The sequence below is a fragment of the Bradyrhizobium sp. BR 1433 genome (genome assembly GCF_051547665.1).
GTDB lineage: Bacteria > Pseudomonadota > Alphaproteobacteria > Rhizobiales > Xanthobacteraceae > Bradyrhizobium > Bradyrhizobium australafricanum.
On record NZ_JBPUGG010000001.1, the window covers coordinates 6,231,338 to 6,245,415 of the forward strand.

The window sequence follows — 14,078 nt, forward strand, 5'->3', positions numbered from 1 at the left end:
ATTAGAAGAATATCCCTGATTTGCCCGGCGCGTCAAGTCGCGTTGTCTAACGCCGGCCGTCGCCGGCTCCTTTGCATGGGGTTGTTTTCGATATTTTCGTAAGCGCCCCTTGCTGCGGCCGCCGGTTCCTGCGTTTACCGCCCGGCGGCCTTCTTCGGCTTGCCGATGTCGCTGCGCAGCGCCTCGAGATCCTTGCGCACGGCGCTTGCCGCGTCGCGCTCGATCTTGCGGTAGCGTGCCACCAAGGAGAGGCCGAACGGGGTCAGCACCGCGCCGCCGCCATTCTTGCCGCCGGTCTGCCGTTCCACCGCCGCCTGCCGGCAGATGCGGTTGATCTCGTCGACCAGGTCCCAGGCGCGCTTGTAGCTCATGTCCATGGCGCGGCCGGCGGCGGAGATCGAGCCGCATTCCTTGATCCGCTCAAGCAGCAGGATCTTGCCCGGCCCGATCCGGTCCTCGGCATCGAGGTCGATGCGGACGCTGAGGGAGGGGGAGCGATGAGGCGCTCGATTTCGACATGGGAAGACCTGTTCTCGTGGCAACAGATTGCCACTACCCGCTTTCATGAACAAGATGAACCCGTTATGTAACGGGAAATGACATAAGAATATTTGGGGCAGGCATGAATCTCCTCGTCGCTGTTCTCTCCGCTCAAGATCGGTCCTTACCAGCTCGAACATCGCGTCGTGATGGCGCCGCTGACGCGGATGCGGGCGGCGCGGCCGAGCCTCGCGCCGCGGCCGATGAACGCGGAATATTACGCGCAACGCGCCACGCCGGGCGGCTTGCTGATCGCGGAAGCCTCGCCGGTGGTTGCGACCGGCTTCGGCAATCCCGGTGTTCCCGGTATCTACAGCGAGGCCCAGATCGCGGGCTGGCGCGAGGTGGTGGATGCCGTGCACGCCAAGGGCGGCTTGATCTTCCTGCAGCTCTGGCACGTCGGCCGCGTCTCGCATTCCTCGTTCCAACCGGGTGGCGCGCTGCCGGTGGCGCCGTCGGCGGTGGCGATCCCCTCCGAGTTCAAGTGCATGACCGCGGACGGCAAGGTGGTCGATTACGAGACGCCGCGCGCGCTCGAGACCGACGAGGTCGCCCTGATGGTCGAGGCCTACCGGCAAGGCGCGAAAAACGCGCTCGCCGCCGGCTTCGATGGCGTCGAGGTTCACGGCGCCAATGGCTATCTGATCGAGCAGTTCCTGCAATCGCGCAGCAACCTGCGCACCGACCGGTATGGCGGCTCGATCGAGAACCGCGTCCGCTTCCTGATGGAGGTGACGCAGGCGGTGACCGAGGTCTGGGGCGCCAGCCGCGTCGGCGTCCGGCTCTCGCCCTACGGCATCGCCAATGGCAGCGGCGAGGCGGACCCGATGCCGCTCTACAGCCACGCCATCACGGCGCTGGACAAGCTCGGGCTCGCCTATCTGCATTTCATCGAGCCGCGCGCCTCGGGCACCGGGCGTGCCGAGGTCGACTGGCAGAACGTGCCGTCCGCGATGGTGCTGTATCGCCCGATGTGGAGCGGCACGCTGATCACGGCCGGCAATTTTACCAGTGAGAGCGCGCAGAGCGCGGTCGCCGAAGGTCATGCCGACGCGATCGCGTTCGGCCGCTACTTCATCTCCAACCCGGACCTGCCGCGCCGTCTGCAGCGCGGCTATCCCTTGACCAAGCACAACCGCGCCACCTTCTATGCCGGCGAGGAGAAGGGCTACACGGATTATCCGGTGCACGACGAACTGGCGCAGGCGTGACTCTTCGTAGCCCGGATGGGAGACCCCGATGTTTCCGGACGACGAGTTCGAGCCGACCAAGAAGCCAAAGCCGGTGGCGCTGGCGAAGCCCGCGGCCGGCCAATGCCTGTGCGGCAAGGTGCGGTTCGAGATCGACGTGCCGGCGCGTTGGGCCTGGCATGATCACAGCCCCGCCAGCCGTCGTGCGCACGGCGCGGTTTATGCGACCTATGTCGGCAGCTGGAAGAAGCGCTTCCGCATCACGCAAGGCGAAAGCGAGCTGTCGCGTTACGAGGACGCGAAAAGCAAGACCGCGCGCAGCTTCTGCGCCAATTGCGGCACGCCCATCATCTACGAACGCGCGCGGTCGCCGCACATGGTCAACATCCCGCGCGCGCTGTTCTCGGGGCGCACCGGCCGGCAGCCGCTCTATCACATCGCGATCGAGGAACTGCAGGAATGGGCCTACACCGGCGAGCCGCTGGTGCCGCTGAAGGGCTATCCCGGCGTGGTCTGGCAGCGCTCGAAAAAGAGGAAGCGCAGCGAGCGTGAGGGGATGTTCTAGCGAGTGCTTCACCTCAGGCGCGCGCCTGCGGAATGCGGCCATGACCGCTCGCTCGATTGCCCCTCGCGCGCAAGTTTGGTCATCTCCCTTGATCCCCGTCGGCCAACGCGCCGACAGGCCTGGAGGGAACATGAAAAATCGCATTACCGGCCGCTCGGCATTTCTGGCGCTGCTGAAGGATGAGGGCGTCACCCATCTGTTCGGCAATCCCGGCACCACCGAACTGCCGATCATGCACGCGCTGAAGGACCATCCCGATCTCACCTATGTGATGGCGATGCAGGAGAGCCTGGTGGTAGCGATGGCGGATGGCTTCAGCCGTGCCTCCGGCAAGCTGGTCGCCTGCAACGTCCATGTCGCGCCGGGCCTCGGCAACGCGATGGGCTCGCTCTACAATGCGAGCTTCACCGGCACGCCGCTGATCCTCACCGCCGGTCAGCAGGAACAGGGCCATGGTCTGACCGAACCGGTGCTCTACGGTCCGCTGGTGCAGATGGCGACGCCGCTGGTGAAATGGGCGGTCGAGGTGACGCGGCTCGAAGACCTGCCGCGCATCGTGCGCCGCGCCGCCAAGATCGCGACCACGCCGCCGACCGGGCCGGTGTTCATCTCGCTGCCCGGCGACATTCTCAATTCCGAAGCCGGCATCGAGCTCGGCCGCTCCACCCGGATCGACACGCGGGTAAGGCCGTCGGAGGATTCGCTGAAGGCGCTGGCCGCGCGCATCCTGAAGGCGGAGCGACCGGTGATCGTCGTCGGCGACGAGATCGTGAAAAGCGATGCGCTGCGCGAGGCGGCCGATCTCGCCGAGACGCTGGGCTGCCCGGCCTGGCAATCGCCGACGCCCTACGGTTCGCACTTCCTCTCCGAAAGCCCGAGCTTCATGGGCGCGATCGCGCGGCTGCAGAAGGTTGCCCGCGACGTGCTGGCGCCGCATGATCTGCTGATCGCGCTCGGCGGCGATCCGCTGCGGATGTCTGTTTACAGCGAGGTCGATCCGCTGCCGGACGGGCTCTCGATCGTGCAGGTCGGCCTGGTCGACAGCGACCTCGCCAGGAACTATGGCGCCGAGATCGCGGTGAAGGCAGACGTCAAGGAAACACTGCGCGCGCTGGTGCCGGCGCTGAAGGAAGCCGGCGGCGGCGCGCTGGAGACGCGTGCCAGGCAGGGACTCGCGGCCTTGTCGACGAAGAACTGGGCGGCGAAGCGCAAGGCGCTGGTCGAGCAGATCTCGAAGGCGAGCCAGACCTCGCCGATCGATCCGGACTGGCTGGCGCTGCAGGTCGTGGAGGCGATGCCCGACGACGCGATCCTGGTGGACGAGGGCCTGACCTCGTCGCGCCAGATCATCGGCTTGCGGCCGCATCGCGACCGCTACGGCTATCACGCGCTGGCCTCCGGCGGCATCGGCTGGGGCCTGCCGGCCGCGGTCGGAGTCGGCCTTGCCAATCCAGAGCGCCCGGTGGTGTGCTATTCCGGCGACGGCTCGTCGATGTATTCGATCCAGTCGCTGTGGACCGCCGCCAATCACAAGCTGCCGCTGACCTTCGTCATCGTCAACAATGGCGGCTACCGCATCATCAAGCAGCGCCTGCTCGCCTTCCACGGCGACGACAACTATGTCGGCATGGATTTCATCGACCCGCCGGTCGATTTCACCGGCGTCGCACGCTCGCTTGGGCTCGAGGCGATCAGGATCACCGACCCGCAAGAGCTGAAGAGCGTGATGAAGTCGGCGTTCAGCCGCCCGGGTGCGAAGCTGATCGAGGTGGTGGTGAGCAATGCGGTGAACTGACGGCGCGCGCGCTAGCTGTCTCACCGTCATCCTGAGGTGCGAGCCTTGCGGCGCAATTGCGTCGCTGGGCGAGCCTCGAAGGATGCACGGCCCGGCCGGTGGCCGTCGATCCTTCGAGACGCGCGCAAGAGCGCGCTCCTCAGGATGACGGGATCGTGAGCTGTGCGTAACCCGGTCATTGCGAGGAGCTTCGCTTCGCTCGCAATGACCGGTGTGGCTACGTCGTCGTCTTCTTCACCCGATACCGGCTCGCGGGATGCGTCGCATCGAGCCTCGCACGCCCTGCGCCGAACAGCTTCTCGCGCAAGGTGCCCTTCGCATACTCGCGCTTGTAGCGGTCGCGCTTGACGAGCTCCGGCACCAGCATGTCGGCGATGTCCTCGAAATCGCCGGGCGAGATCGCGAACGCGACGTTGAGGCCGTCGACGTCGGTGTCCTCGAACCATTGCTCGATCTTGTCGGCGACCTGCTCCGGCGAGCCGACCACCACGGGGCCGGCGCCGCCGATGCCGACATGCTCGGCGACCTCGCGCACGGTCCAGACCCGATCGGGGTCGGCGCGGGTGACGTTGTCCATCGCGGAGCGGCCGGCGTCGTTCTGCACATGCCGCACCTCCTGGTCGAGCGAATAGGTCGAGAAGTCGACGCCGGTCCAGCCCGACATCAACGCCAGCGCGCCCTCATAGCTGATATGGCGGCGATACTCAGCATATTTCGCCTTCGCCTCCGCCTCGGTCGGCGCCACCACGATGCACATCATCGAGAACATCAGGATCTCGGCCGGGTTGCGGCCCTTTGCGGCGGCGAGCTCGCGGATCGCCGACACCCGCGGGCCGATCACCTTCGCCGACGGTCCCGACATGAACACGCATTCGGCATGCTCGGCGGCGAACTGCCGGCCGCGCGGCGAGGTGCCGGCCTGGTAGAGCACCGGCGTGCGCTGCGGCGACGGCTCCGACAGGTGGATCGCGTTGAGCCGGTAGTTGTTGCCGTCATGCTGTACCGGATGCACCTTGCCTGGATCGGTGAAGATGCCGCGCGCGACGTCGCGGATCGCGGCGTCGTCCTCCCAGCTGCCTTCCCAGAGCTTGTAGACCAGCTCCATATATTCGTCGGCGAGCTCGTAGCGGTCGTCATGCGCGGTCTGCTTGTCCTTGCCGGCGCCGCGCGCGGCGGAATCGAGATAGCCGGTCACCACGTTCCAACCGACCCGGCCGCCGGTCAGATGGTCGAGCGTCGACATCCGCCGTGCGAACGGGTAGGGCGGCTCGAAGGACAGATTGCTGGTGACGCCGAAGCCGAGATTTTCGGTCACCGCGGCCATCGCCGGGATCAGCATCAACGGTTCATTGGCCGGGGTCTGCGCCGCGTTGCGCAGCGCCGCATCCGGATTGCCGGCATAGACGTCGTAGACGCCGAGCACGTCGGCGAGGAACAGCCCATCGAACCGGCCGCGCTCCAGCGTCTTCGCCAGATCGATCCAGTAGGACAGCTTGTTGTAGTCCTTGGTGCGGTCGCGCGGATGGGTCCACAGCCCCGGCGACTGATGCGCCACGCAGTTCATGGCAAAGGCGTTGAGCCGGATTTGTTTTGTCATTGTCGAAAACCTTGGTCGAAATCTTGCGCGCCGCTTCGAATGCTGCCCGGTCGATGCCGGGCGTCCCACTTCAACTTGTTGCGACTTCCCACGTTTTGGCAAGGCCCATTCGCATTTCGCGCCCTTCCGGTCGCGAGCCGATCCCGATAGGTTGCGCGCCTCCAGAAGCATGATCGGGACGCCAAGCCATGGCGTTCCGGTGCGATCATGCCACGACGCGACCGGACGAAGGAACAATCATGGCGACACGGGCCGACGCAATCGCAAAGGTGCGAGAGCATTTTCAATCGGGAGAGTTCTTGAAGGAACTGGACCGCAGGGTCGGCTACCAGACCGAGAGCCTGAATGCCGACAAGGCCGATGCGCTGCGCGCCTATCTGGTGGAGAATCTGCAACCGGCCTTCGCCGAGCTCGATTTCAAGACCCACCTGATCAAGTCGCCGACCGGCCGCGGGCCCTATCTGATTGCCGACTACCAGGAAGACGCTTCGCGGCCGACCGTGCTGACCTACGGCCATGGCGACGTCGTCGACGGCATGGTCGGCGAATGGCGCGACGGGCTCAATCCGTGGCAGACCACGGTCAAGGGCGAGCGCGTCTATGGCCGCGGCACCGCCGACAACAAGGGCCAGCATTCGATCAACATGGCGGCGCTGCGCGCGGTGAAGCAGGCGCGCGGCGGCAAGCTCGGCTTCAATGCCAAATTCATCATCGAGACCGGCGAGGAGATCGGCTCGCCCGATCTGCGCGAGGTCTGCGAGGCGCATCGCGAGGAGCTGAAGGCCGACCTGTTCATTGCCTCCGACGGGCCGCGGTTGTCGGCGGAGCGGCCGACCATCTTCCTCGGCTGCCGCGGCGGCAACCGCATCCATCTCGACGTCAATCTGCGCGAGGGCGGCAACCATTCCGGCAATTCGGGCGGCGTGCTCGCCAACCCTGCCACGATCCTGGCGAGCGCGATCGCGAGCCTGGTCGACGGCAAGGGTCGCATGAAGCTCGAAATCCTCAAGCCCCCGCCGATCTCGAACCGCGTCCGCGCCGCGCTCGCCGACGTCGAGGTCAAGCCGACGGCGGACGAACCGGCGCTGGCGGAAGATTGGGGCGAGGAGGGCCTGACCGCGGCTGAGCGGCTCTACGCCTGGAACACGCTCGAAGTGCTGGCGATGTCGTCGGGCAATATCGAAAAGCCCGCCAACGCGATTCCCGGCAAGGCCAACGCCGTGCTGCAGCTCCGCTTCGTCGTCGGCACCCGGCATCTCGAGGTGATCGACGCAGTGCGGGATCATCTGCACAACAACGGCTTTCCGATGGTCGAGGTCTCCGGCACGCAGCGCTTTGCCGCCTCGCGCACCGACATGGACAGCCCGTGGATCGACTGGGCGGCGAACTCGATCCGCGCCACCACTGGCAAGGCGCCGGCGGTGCTGCCGAACTTCGGCGGCTCGCTGCCGAACGACGTGTTCTCCGAAGGCCTCGGCCTGCCGACGATCTGGGTGCCGCATTCCTATCCGGGCTGCTCGCAGCACGCCCCCGACGAGCACATCCTGCTGCCAGTGACCGAGGAGGCGCTGACCATCATGGCCGGCCTGTTCCGGGACCTCGGCGAGGCCCCGCGGAAGTCTTGAGCCTTACTCATTACTCCGTCATGGCCGGGCTTGTCCCGGCCATCCACGTCTTGACGCTACGAGACAATGACGTGGATGCCCGGCACAAGGCCGGGCATGACGTGTGGAAAGTTTGTTGGCTGACGCTGCCAAGGAAATTCTGATGACATTATCAACTTCGGCCGCCGCTCAGCGCGTCACTGCGGTCGACAAGAAAAACATCACCCGCCTGATCGTCGCGACTTCGGTCGGCAATGCGCTCGAATGGTACGACATCTCGGTCTATGCCTATTTCGCGGTGTATCTCTCCAAGGCGTTCTTCCCGGCCGAATGATCCGACCACCTCGCTGCTGTTGACCTTCGGCAGCTTCGGCCTGTCGTTTCTGATCCGCCCGATCGGCGGTGTCGTGCTCGGCGCCTATGCCGACCGGCACGGCCGCAAGGCCTCGCTGATGCTGTCGATCGTGCTGATGACGTTCGGCACGCTGGTGCTGGCGCTGATGCCGACCTATCAGACCATCGGCATCCTGGCGCCGATCGCGGTGCTGCTGGCGCGGCTGGTGCAGGGCTTTTCCGCCGGCGGCGAGTTCGGCTCCTCGACCGCGTTCCTGGTCGAGCACATGCCGGAGCGGCGCGGTTTCGTGGCGAGCTGGCAGTTCGCGAGCCAGGGCGTCAGCGGTCTGTTGGGCGCGGGCTTCGGTGCGCTCCTGACCTCGCTGATGAGCCCGGAGGATCTGCAGTCCTGGGGCTGGCGGCTGCCGTTCCTGTTCGGCGTCCTGATCGGCCCGGTCGGCATCTACATCCGCAACCATGTCGACGATGCGACCCCGCCGCCGGCGGCGAAGAAGGAATCGCCGGTCAGGGAAGTGTTCGCGCGGCAGAAGCTCGCCACGATGCTCGCGATCGGCGCGCTCGCGGTGTCGACCGCGGTCAACTATTTGATCGTCTACATGCCGACCTATGTGGTGAAGACGCTCAACCTCGCGCCGTCGGTCGGCTTCATCGCCTCGTTCGCCGCGCAGACCGCGGTTGCGCTGCTGGCGCCGATCGCAGGCATGGTCTCCGACAAGATCGGACGCACCACCCACATGATCCTGTTCGCGCTGCTGTTGCTGGTGTCGATCTTCCCGGCCTTCCTCCTGCTCACCGGCAAGCCGACGCCGATGATCATCCTGATCGGCGTGCTCTGGCTCGGCGTCCTCAAGTCGCTGTATTACGGGCCGCTCGCCGCGCTGATGTCGGAACTGTTTCCGGCGGCGACGCGTGCGACCGGGCTCGGTCTCAGCTACAATATCGGCGTCACCTTGTTCGGCGGCATGGGGCCGGCGATCATGACCTGGATCGGCGGCTTCGCGACGATCGGCGAGCTCGCGCCGGGCTACTATCTCACCGCGGTCTGCATCCTCAGCCTCTGCGCGCTGTTCACGATCCGCAGGCTGCGGCTGGCGTAGCGCATGATCCGAAAAAGTGCGAAGCGGTTTTTCGAAAGGATCATGCTAACCGCATCAGATTTCGTGATGCGAAATTCAAATATCCTTATTGTTGCACAGCAGCGTAGATAGTTGAAATCAAAGTTTCATCTGACGAAAGTATACGGTGTCCGGCGCACGTCATCCGTCCTAGGATGATGTCGGCCGGGCGCGCATCTTCGTCCTGCCCGGTTCAGGATTTGGAATTGACGGCAAGGAAGGCCAGGGCATGAACGCCTCCACGACTGCGACCGCACGGACCAGCCGCAAGAGGCCACTGCCGGAGCCGGGCCAACCCGACAAGTTCAACGCGATCCAGAAGGTGTGCGCGATCCTGCGCGTGCTGGCGCAGCGCTCGCCGCTGCGGCTCACCGACATCGCCGACACCACCTCGCTGAACAAGGCGACTGCGCTGCGCATCCTCAACTCGCTGATCGAGGAAGGCTTCGTCAGCCGCGTCGCCGGCGCCAAGACCTATGAGCTCGGCCAGGAGGCGCGGGTGATGGCGGTCGGCGCGCGCCGTTCGGTCGACATCGCCGAGCTGGCGCAGCCGAGCCTGCTCCGGCTGTCGGAGCGCTCGGCCGATACCGCGCTGCTGTCGGTGCGCTCCGGCGTCGAGGCGCTTTATCTGGCGCGCTCGGTCGGCAACCATCCGCTGCAACCGAACTATCTGCAGATCGGCAGCCGCCGTCCGCTCGGTGTCGGCGCCGGCGCGCTGGCGCTGCTGGTCTGGCTGCCGGATGCCGAGATCGAGGCCGTGATCGAGGTGATCGTGCCGCGGCTGGCGAAATCGCCGCGCATCACGCCGAAGTTCCTGCGCGAGCGGATCGCCATGGCGCGCAAGGCGGGCCACACCGTGCTGATCGACGCCGCGTTTCCCGGCATGGGCGGCGTCGGCGTGCCGGTGCGCGACGATGCCGGCGAGGTGGTCGCCGCGCTCTCGATCGGCGCCGCGTCCGACCGCATCCGCCGCCGCGAAGGCGAGCTCGCCGACATGCTGAAGAAGGAAGCCCAGGTGCTGGCCCGCGCCCTGGCCCAGGCGCCGAAGAACGGGCGTGCGGCGAAGGTTGGTTGAGCGGTCGGGATGCAAGCATCGGCTCTTCACCTCGCCCCGCGTGCGGGGAGAGGCATAGGCCGCCTTTGGCGGCCGTTCTCAAGAACGCCGAAGCAGAGCTTCGGCTATGACGCATCGTCAGATGCGTTCCGGGTGAGGGGGTACAGGTATCACCGCGTTCTGAACTCGCGGAGGCAGCCCCTCACCCCAACCCTCTCCCCGTAAGAACGGGGCGAGGGGGCGCGCTGCCGGCGCGGCTGAAGTCGGGCTCGCTCTCCTACGCCCCCTCATCCAGCGCCACCAGCTCGCGCTTCTTGCGCAGCGAGGGCAGCAGCGGGCCGACCAGCAGTACCAACGCGAAGGCGAGGCAGATCGCCGAGATCGGCCGCTCCACGAAGGTCATAAGATCGCCCTGCGAGAGGATCAGCGATTTGCGCAGATTGTTCTCCAGCATCGGCCCGAGCACGAAGGCGAGCACCAGCGGCGCCGGCTCGTAGCCGAGCTTGCGCATGAAATAGCCGATCACGCCGAACGCGATCATGACGTGGACATCGAACACGTTGTTGCTGGAGCAGTAGACGCCGATGATCGTGAACAGGATGATCAGCGGGAACAGCACGTTGTAGGGTAGCCGCAGCAGCTGCACCCACATGCCGATCATCGGCAGGTTGAGCACCAAGAGCATCAGGTTGCCGATATACATGCTGGCGACGATGCCCCAGAACAGCGTCGGGTTCTGCGAGATCATCAGCGGCCCCGGCTGCAGGCCGTGGATCACGAAGGCTCCGAGCAGCAGCGCCATCACGACGTTCGGCGGGATGCCGAGCGTCATCAGCGGAATGAAGGCGCCGCCGGCCGCGGAATTGTTGGCCGATTCCGGCCCCGCGACGCCCTCGATCGCGCCGTGGCCGAAGCGCTCCGGATGCTTCGAGAGCCGCTTCTCCAGCGCGTAGGAGGCGAACGATGCCACCACGGCGCCGCCGCCGGGCAGGATGCCGAGGAAGAAGCCGAGCACCGTGCCGCGCGCTACCGGCCCGGCGCTGGCCTTCCAGTCCTCCTTGCTCGGCAGCAATTGGTTGATCCTGGTTTTGATGATGTCGCGCTTGATCGCCTGCTCGGTGTTGAGCAGCACCTCGGCGACGCCGAACAGGCCCATCACGACCGGCACGAGGCCGATGCCGTCGATCAGCTCGAGGCGGCCGAAGGTCAGCCGCGGCTGCGCGGTGATGCTGTCGAGCCCGACCAGCCCGAGCACGACGCCGATGCAGGCCATCAGCAGCGCCTTGGCCATCGAGCCCTGGGTGAGGAATGTCAGCACCACGAGGCCGAGCACCATCAGGCTGAAATATTCGGCCGGCCCGAACGCGATCGCGACGCTGGCGAGCGAGGGCGCCACCAGCATCAGCGCGATCAGCGCGAAGGTGCCGGCGATGAACGAGCCGAAGGCGGAGATGCCAAGCGCGGGGCCGGCGCGGCCCTGCTTCGCCATCTGGTGGCCGTCGATGCAGGTGACGACGGAAGCCGCTTCGCCGGGGATATTGACCAGGATCGAGGTGGTCGATCCGCCATACATCGAGCCGTAATAGATGCCGGCCATCATGATGATGCCGGATTCCGGCGTGCCGGACAGCGTCACCGGCAGCAGCAGCGACATCGCCGAGATCGGGCCGATGCCGGGCAGCACGCCGACCAGCGTGCCGATGAACACGCCGATGAAGCAGTAGAGCAGGTTGATCGGCAGCAGCGCGACGCCGAGGCCGTGGGCGACGTTGACGAGAGTATCCATGGGCGCTCAACCGATCTCGAACATGCCGCTCGGCAGCTGGATCGCGAGCAGGTGCTTCAGCACCCACCACATCCCGAGCGGGGCAAGGATGGACAGCGGGATCGCCAGCGACCAGCGCACCGGATCGATCACGCGGAGCAGCAACAGCATCAGCGGGATCGCCGACAACAGGAAGCCGAGCGGCTCCAGCGCAAAGGCGAACGCGGTGAGGCAGACGATGACCAGCACTGGCTTGCCCCAGCGCGCATTCTCCCAGCGCGAGGCGAAGGTCGGGCCGCCCTCGGTGACCGCCGCGATCATGATCGAGGCCGCGAACACGCACATCAGGATGCCGGTGTAGAACAGCACGTAGCCGGAGCCGGGATCGTTGATGGTGCCGAGCTTCAGCTTGAGGCCCGACCAGATCACGAAGGCGCCGAGCCCGAGCCCGATCAGCCCGCCCCAGAGCTCGGAGTTGTTGAGGCGGAATTTGACGTTGGTTTGGTCTGTCATGTGGAGTGCCTTTAGGTCACCGTCGTCCTGAAGTGGCGAAGCGCCATCATCTCCCCACGCGTCGTCCCGGCGAAAGCCGGGACCCATAACCACGGGGTCAGGTTGTTGAAACGAGCTGTGGCCCCAGCGTTGCGTGACAATAATCTTCGGTGGTTATGGGTCCCGGCTTTCGCCGGGACGACGCAGTGGCTGGTTCTCGCGCATCCCGTTGCTAGTCCCGTCGGAGCGGACTGAACACTACTTCTTCGCCAGCCCCAGCGTGTCGATCACCTTGCGCTCGGAACTCGGTGACCTCCCCCACGAACTTCTTGTAGTCCTCGGTGTTCTTGTAGTTCGGCACCATGTCGTATTTGGCCAGCGTTGCGATCACCGCCGGGTCCTCGATCGCCTTCTTGAAGGCATCGTGCAGCTTGGCGACGATCTTGGGATCCATGCCCTTGGGGCCGGCGATGCCGAACGGCGAGTCATAGACCATGGGGTAGCCGAGCTCCTTCAGCGTCGGTACCTCCGGATAGTTCGGCGAGCGCGCGCCGGTCCACACCATCAACAGGCGGAGCTTGCCGGCATCGACCAGCGGCCGCCAGCCGGTGGAATCCGCCTGCAGCATGGTGTGCTGGCCGAGCACGGCGGCATTGGTCTCGGCGCCGCCCTTGAACGGCACCTGGGTCAGCTTGATCCCGGCCATCAGGGCGATCTGCTCCATGCCGACATGCAGCGAGGTGCCGGTGCCGGGCGTCGCATAGGTCACCTTGCCCGGGTTCTTCTTGGCGAAATCGACCACGTCCTGCCAGGTCTTGAACTGCGACTCCGCGTTGGTGGTGACGCCGAAGGTGTAGCCGGTGAGGTGAATGATGTAGGAGAAATCCTTCGCCGGATCCCAGGACACCTCCTGCATCAAGGGCAGGCGGAACACTGTGATCGGGATCTGGGCGATGGTGTAGCCGTCGGGCTTGGCGCCGGCGGCCATCGTCGCGGGGCCCACGGTGCCGCCGCCGCCCGCCTTGTTGTCGACCGCGATCGGTTGGCCCAGCACCTTCGAGGCGCTCTCGGCGATCGCGCGCATCGAGATATCGGTCGAGCCGCCCGCCGGCCATGGCACGATCAGCGTGATCGGCTTGGTCGGATAGTCCTGCGCGAGCGCCGCTGTTGACACCAGCATGCCGGCGGCGGCGAGCAGGACCATCAAGCGATTGCGGTGCGACATCTCGATCTCTCCCTTATGACCGCGTTCGATCGCGGCCGCGTCTTGTTCGGTGTTGGCAATGATCGTCCCTGTCATGCTGGGACCGAGCGCATTGGACAGAACGGGGCGGGCAACGGAAGCGCGAATTGCGCTCGAAGCGCCGGCTGCGACAATTGGTCTGCCGCGATTTGGCGCGACCTGCCGAGCCGCGGAATTCAATCGGCCTTTGGTCGGACGGATTGGCCGTTCCTGGCAATGTGCCGGGAGGGCGCGGGGTGTGCGCGCCTGACCGGCAAGCCGGGTTTGGTCAAGCGAATAATCAAGGGAACCCAAAGGCATCGGCGCCTTGCGGGATTGCGCGCTTGCCGTCATCATGGCGCCGCCCGCTGCAGGAACGCCGCCCGACAGATGACGCCATCGCCTGACGCCACCGACGACGCTGTGACGAGGGCGTTTGCCGGCCTTCCCGCGTTGCTCGACGAGGCCCCTCGGCTGCTTGCGCGCGGGCGGCTGCTTGATTGCGACTGCCTGATCGGCCCGATGGCGCGGCCGTTTCATGCCGCGATCCGCAGCGGGCGCATCGTCGAGCTTGCGCCTTCACCGGTCCTGATGCGCTCCTGGCGCTTTTCCTATCGCGCGACGCCGCAGGCCTGGGCCCCTATTGGCAGGCCGAGCCGAAGCCCGGCTGGCACGATCTGCTGGCGCTGACCAAAGCGCGGCGAGGCCGTGCTGGAAGGCGACCTGCATCCCTTCATGGCGCATCTGCAATACTTCAAGGACCTGCTGGCGCTGCCGCGGCAGCA

General features: G+C 66.0%; 12 protein-coding genes and 1 pseudogene. 8 read left to right on the forward strand and 5 right to left on the reverse strand.

Annotated features, from left to right (window positions below):
• Positions 1-134: 134 nt before the first annotated feature.
• A complete protein-coding gene (locus tag ACSKB9_RS30055) occupies positions 135-542 on the reverse strand; it encodes a winged helix-turn-helix domain-containing protein (protein ID WP_438080461.1) in 408 nt (135 codons plus the stop codon).
• 147 nt (positions 543-689) lie between these two features.
• Between ACSKB9_RS30055 and ACSKB9_RS30060 the strand changes: the two genes are divergently transcribed.
• From ACSKB9_RS30060 to ACSKB9_RS30070, 3 genes are all read left to right on the forward strand, one after another.
• On the forward strand, positions 690-1,751 hold the full coding sequence (locus ACSKB9_RS30060; RefSeq protein ID WP_438080463.1) for an alkene reductase: 1,062 nt from the start codon (positions 690-692) through the stop codon (positions 1,749-1,751).
• Between the two features lie 28 nt (positions 1,752-1,779).
• Entirely contained in the window at positions 1,780-2,295 is a 516-nt protein-coding gene (locus ACSKB9_RS30065) for a GFA family protein (RefSeq protein WP_438077636.1), read from the forward strand.
• A 130-nt stretch (positions 2,296-2,425) separates the two neighbouring features.
• Positions 2,426-4,090: a thiamine pyrophosphate-binding protein gene (locus ACSKB9_RS30070; RefSeq protein WP_438077638.1), complete on the forward strand. Its 1,665-nt coding sequence runs from the start codon at positions 2,426-2,428 to the stop codon at positions 4,088-4,090.
• A gap of 217 nt (positions 4,091-4,307) precedes the next feature.
• Here ACSKB9_RS30070 and ACSKB9_RS30075 read toward each other — a convergent pair whose 3' ends face one another.
• A complete protein-coding gene (locus tag ACSKB9_RS30075; protein ID WP_438077640.1) occupies positions 4,308-5,687 on the reverse strand; it encodes an LLM class flavin-dependent oxidoreductase in 1,380 nt (459 codons plus the stop codon).
• A 239-nt stretch (positions 5,688-5,926) separates the two neighbouring features.
• On the opposite strand from ACSKB9_RS30075, the gene ACSKB9_RS30080 reads away from it, so the two are divergent.
• The 4 genes from ACSKB9_RS30080 to ACSKB9_RS30095 all read left to right on the forward strand — a co-directional run bounded on the left by ACSKB9_RS30080 (position 5,927) and on the right by ACSKB9_RS30095 (position 9,835).
• Positions 5,927-7,312: a M20 family metallopeptidase gene (locus tag ACSKB9_RS30080; protein ID WP_438077642.1), complete on the forward strand. Its 1,386-nt coding sequence runs from the start codon at positions 5,927-5,929 to the stop codon at positions 7,310-7,312.
• Positions 7,313-7,454: 142 nt separating this feature from the next.
• Complete coding sequence (locus ACSKB9_RS30085; RefSeq protein WP_438077644.1) at positions 7,455-7,625, forward strand: hypothetical protein; 171 nt, start codon at positions 7,455-7,457, stop codon at positions 7,623-7,625.
• Positions 7,626-7,644: 19 nt separating this feature from the next.
• Positions 7,645-8,742, forward strand: coding sequence for an MFS transporter (locus ACSKB9_RS30090; protein WP_438077645.1), 1,098 nt, complete (start codon positions 7,645-7,647; stop codon positions 8,740-8,742).
• Positions 8,743-8,989: 247 nt separating this feature from the next.
• Entirely contained in the window at positions 8,990-9,835 is an 846-nt protein-coding gene (locus tag ACSKB9_RS30095) for an IclR family transcriptional regulator (RefSeq protein WP_438077647.1), read from the forward strand.
• Between the two features lie 256 nt (positions 9,836-10,091).
• Here ACSKB9_RS30095 and ACSKB9_RS30100 read toward each other — a convergent pair whose 3' ends face one another.
• The 3 genes and pseudogenes from ACSKB9_RS30100 to ACSKB9_RS30110 all read right to left on the reverse strand — a co-directional run bounded on the left by ACSKB9_RS30100 (position 10,092) and on the right by ACSKB9_RS30110 (position 13,296).
• On the reverse strand, positions 10,092-11,600 hold the full coding sequence (locus ACSKB9_RS30100; protein ID WP_028341157.1) for a tripartite tricarboxylate transporter permease: 1,509 nt from the start codon (positions 11,598-11,600) through the stop codon (positions 10,092-10,094).
• 6 nt (positions 11,601-11,606) lie between these two features.
• Positions 11,607-12,092, reverse strand: coding sequence for a tripartite tricarboxylate transporter TctB family protein (locus tag ACSKB9_RS30105; protein ID WP_028332964.1), 486 nt, complete (start codon positions 12,090-12,092; stop codon positions 11,607-11,609).
• A gap of 237 nt (positions 12,093-12,329) precedes the next feature.
• Positions 12,330-13,296 (reverse strand): annotated as a pseudogene (locus ACSKB9_RS30110) (Bug family tripartite tricarboxylate transporter substrate binding protein).
• A 387-nt stretch (positions 13,297-13,683) separates the two neighbouring features.
• Here ACSKB9_RS30110 and ACSKB9_RS30115 point away from each other — a divergent pair.
• A complete protein-coding gene (locus ACSKB9_RS30115; protein WP_438077648.1) occupies positions 13,684-13,983 on the forward strand; it encodes a hypothetical protein in 300 nt (99 codons plus the stop codon).
• Positions 13,984-14,078: the final 95 nt, after the last annotated feature.

Coding starts and splice junctions, on each gene's coding strand:
- ACSKB9_RS30060 (WP_438080463.1), top strand. CDS start 690: ATGGCGCCGCTGACGCGGATGCGGGCGGCGCGGCCGAGCCTCGCGCCG.
- ACSKB9_RS30065 (WP_438077636.1), top strand. CDS start 1,780: ATGTTTCCGGACGACGAGTTCGAGCCGACCAAGAAGCCAAAGCCGGTG.
- ACSKB9_RS30070 (WP_438077638.1), top strand. CDS start 2,426: ATGAAAAATCGCATTACCGGCCGCTCGGCATTTCTGGCGCTGCTGAAG.
- ACSKB9_RS30075 (WP_438077640.1), bottom strand. CDS start 5,687: ATGACAAAACAAATCCGGCTCAACGCCTTTGCCATGAACTGCGTGGCG.
- ACSKB9_RS30080 (WP_438077642.1), top strand. CDS start 5,927: ATGGCGACACGGGCCGACGCAATCGCAAAGGTGCGAGAGCATTTTCAA.
- ACSKB9_RS30085 (WP_438077644.1), top strand. CDS start 7,455: ATGACATTATCAACTTCGGCCGCCGCTCAGCGCGTCACTGCGGTCGAC.
- ACSKB9_RS30095 (WP_438077647.1), top strand. CDS start 8,990: ATGAACGCCTCCACGACTGCGACCGCACGGACCAGCCGCAAGAGGCCA.
- ACSKB9_RS30100 (WP_028341157.1), bottom strand. CDS start 11,600: ATGGATACTCTCGTCAACGTCGCCCACGGCCTCGGCGTCGCGCTGCTG.
- ACSKB9_RS30105 (WP_028332964.1), bottom strand. CDS start 12,092: ATGACAGACCAAACCAACGTCAAATTCCGCCTCAACAACTCCGAGCTC.
- ACSKB9_RS30115 (WP_438077648.1), top strand. CDS start 13,684: ATGACGCCATCGCCTGACGCCACCGACGACGCTGTGACGAGGGCGTTT.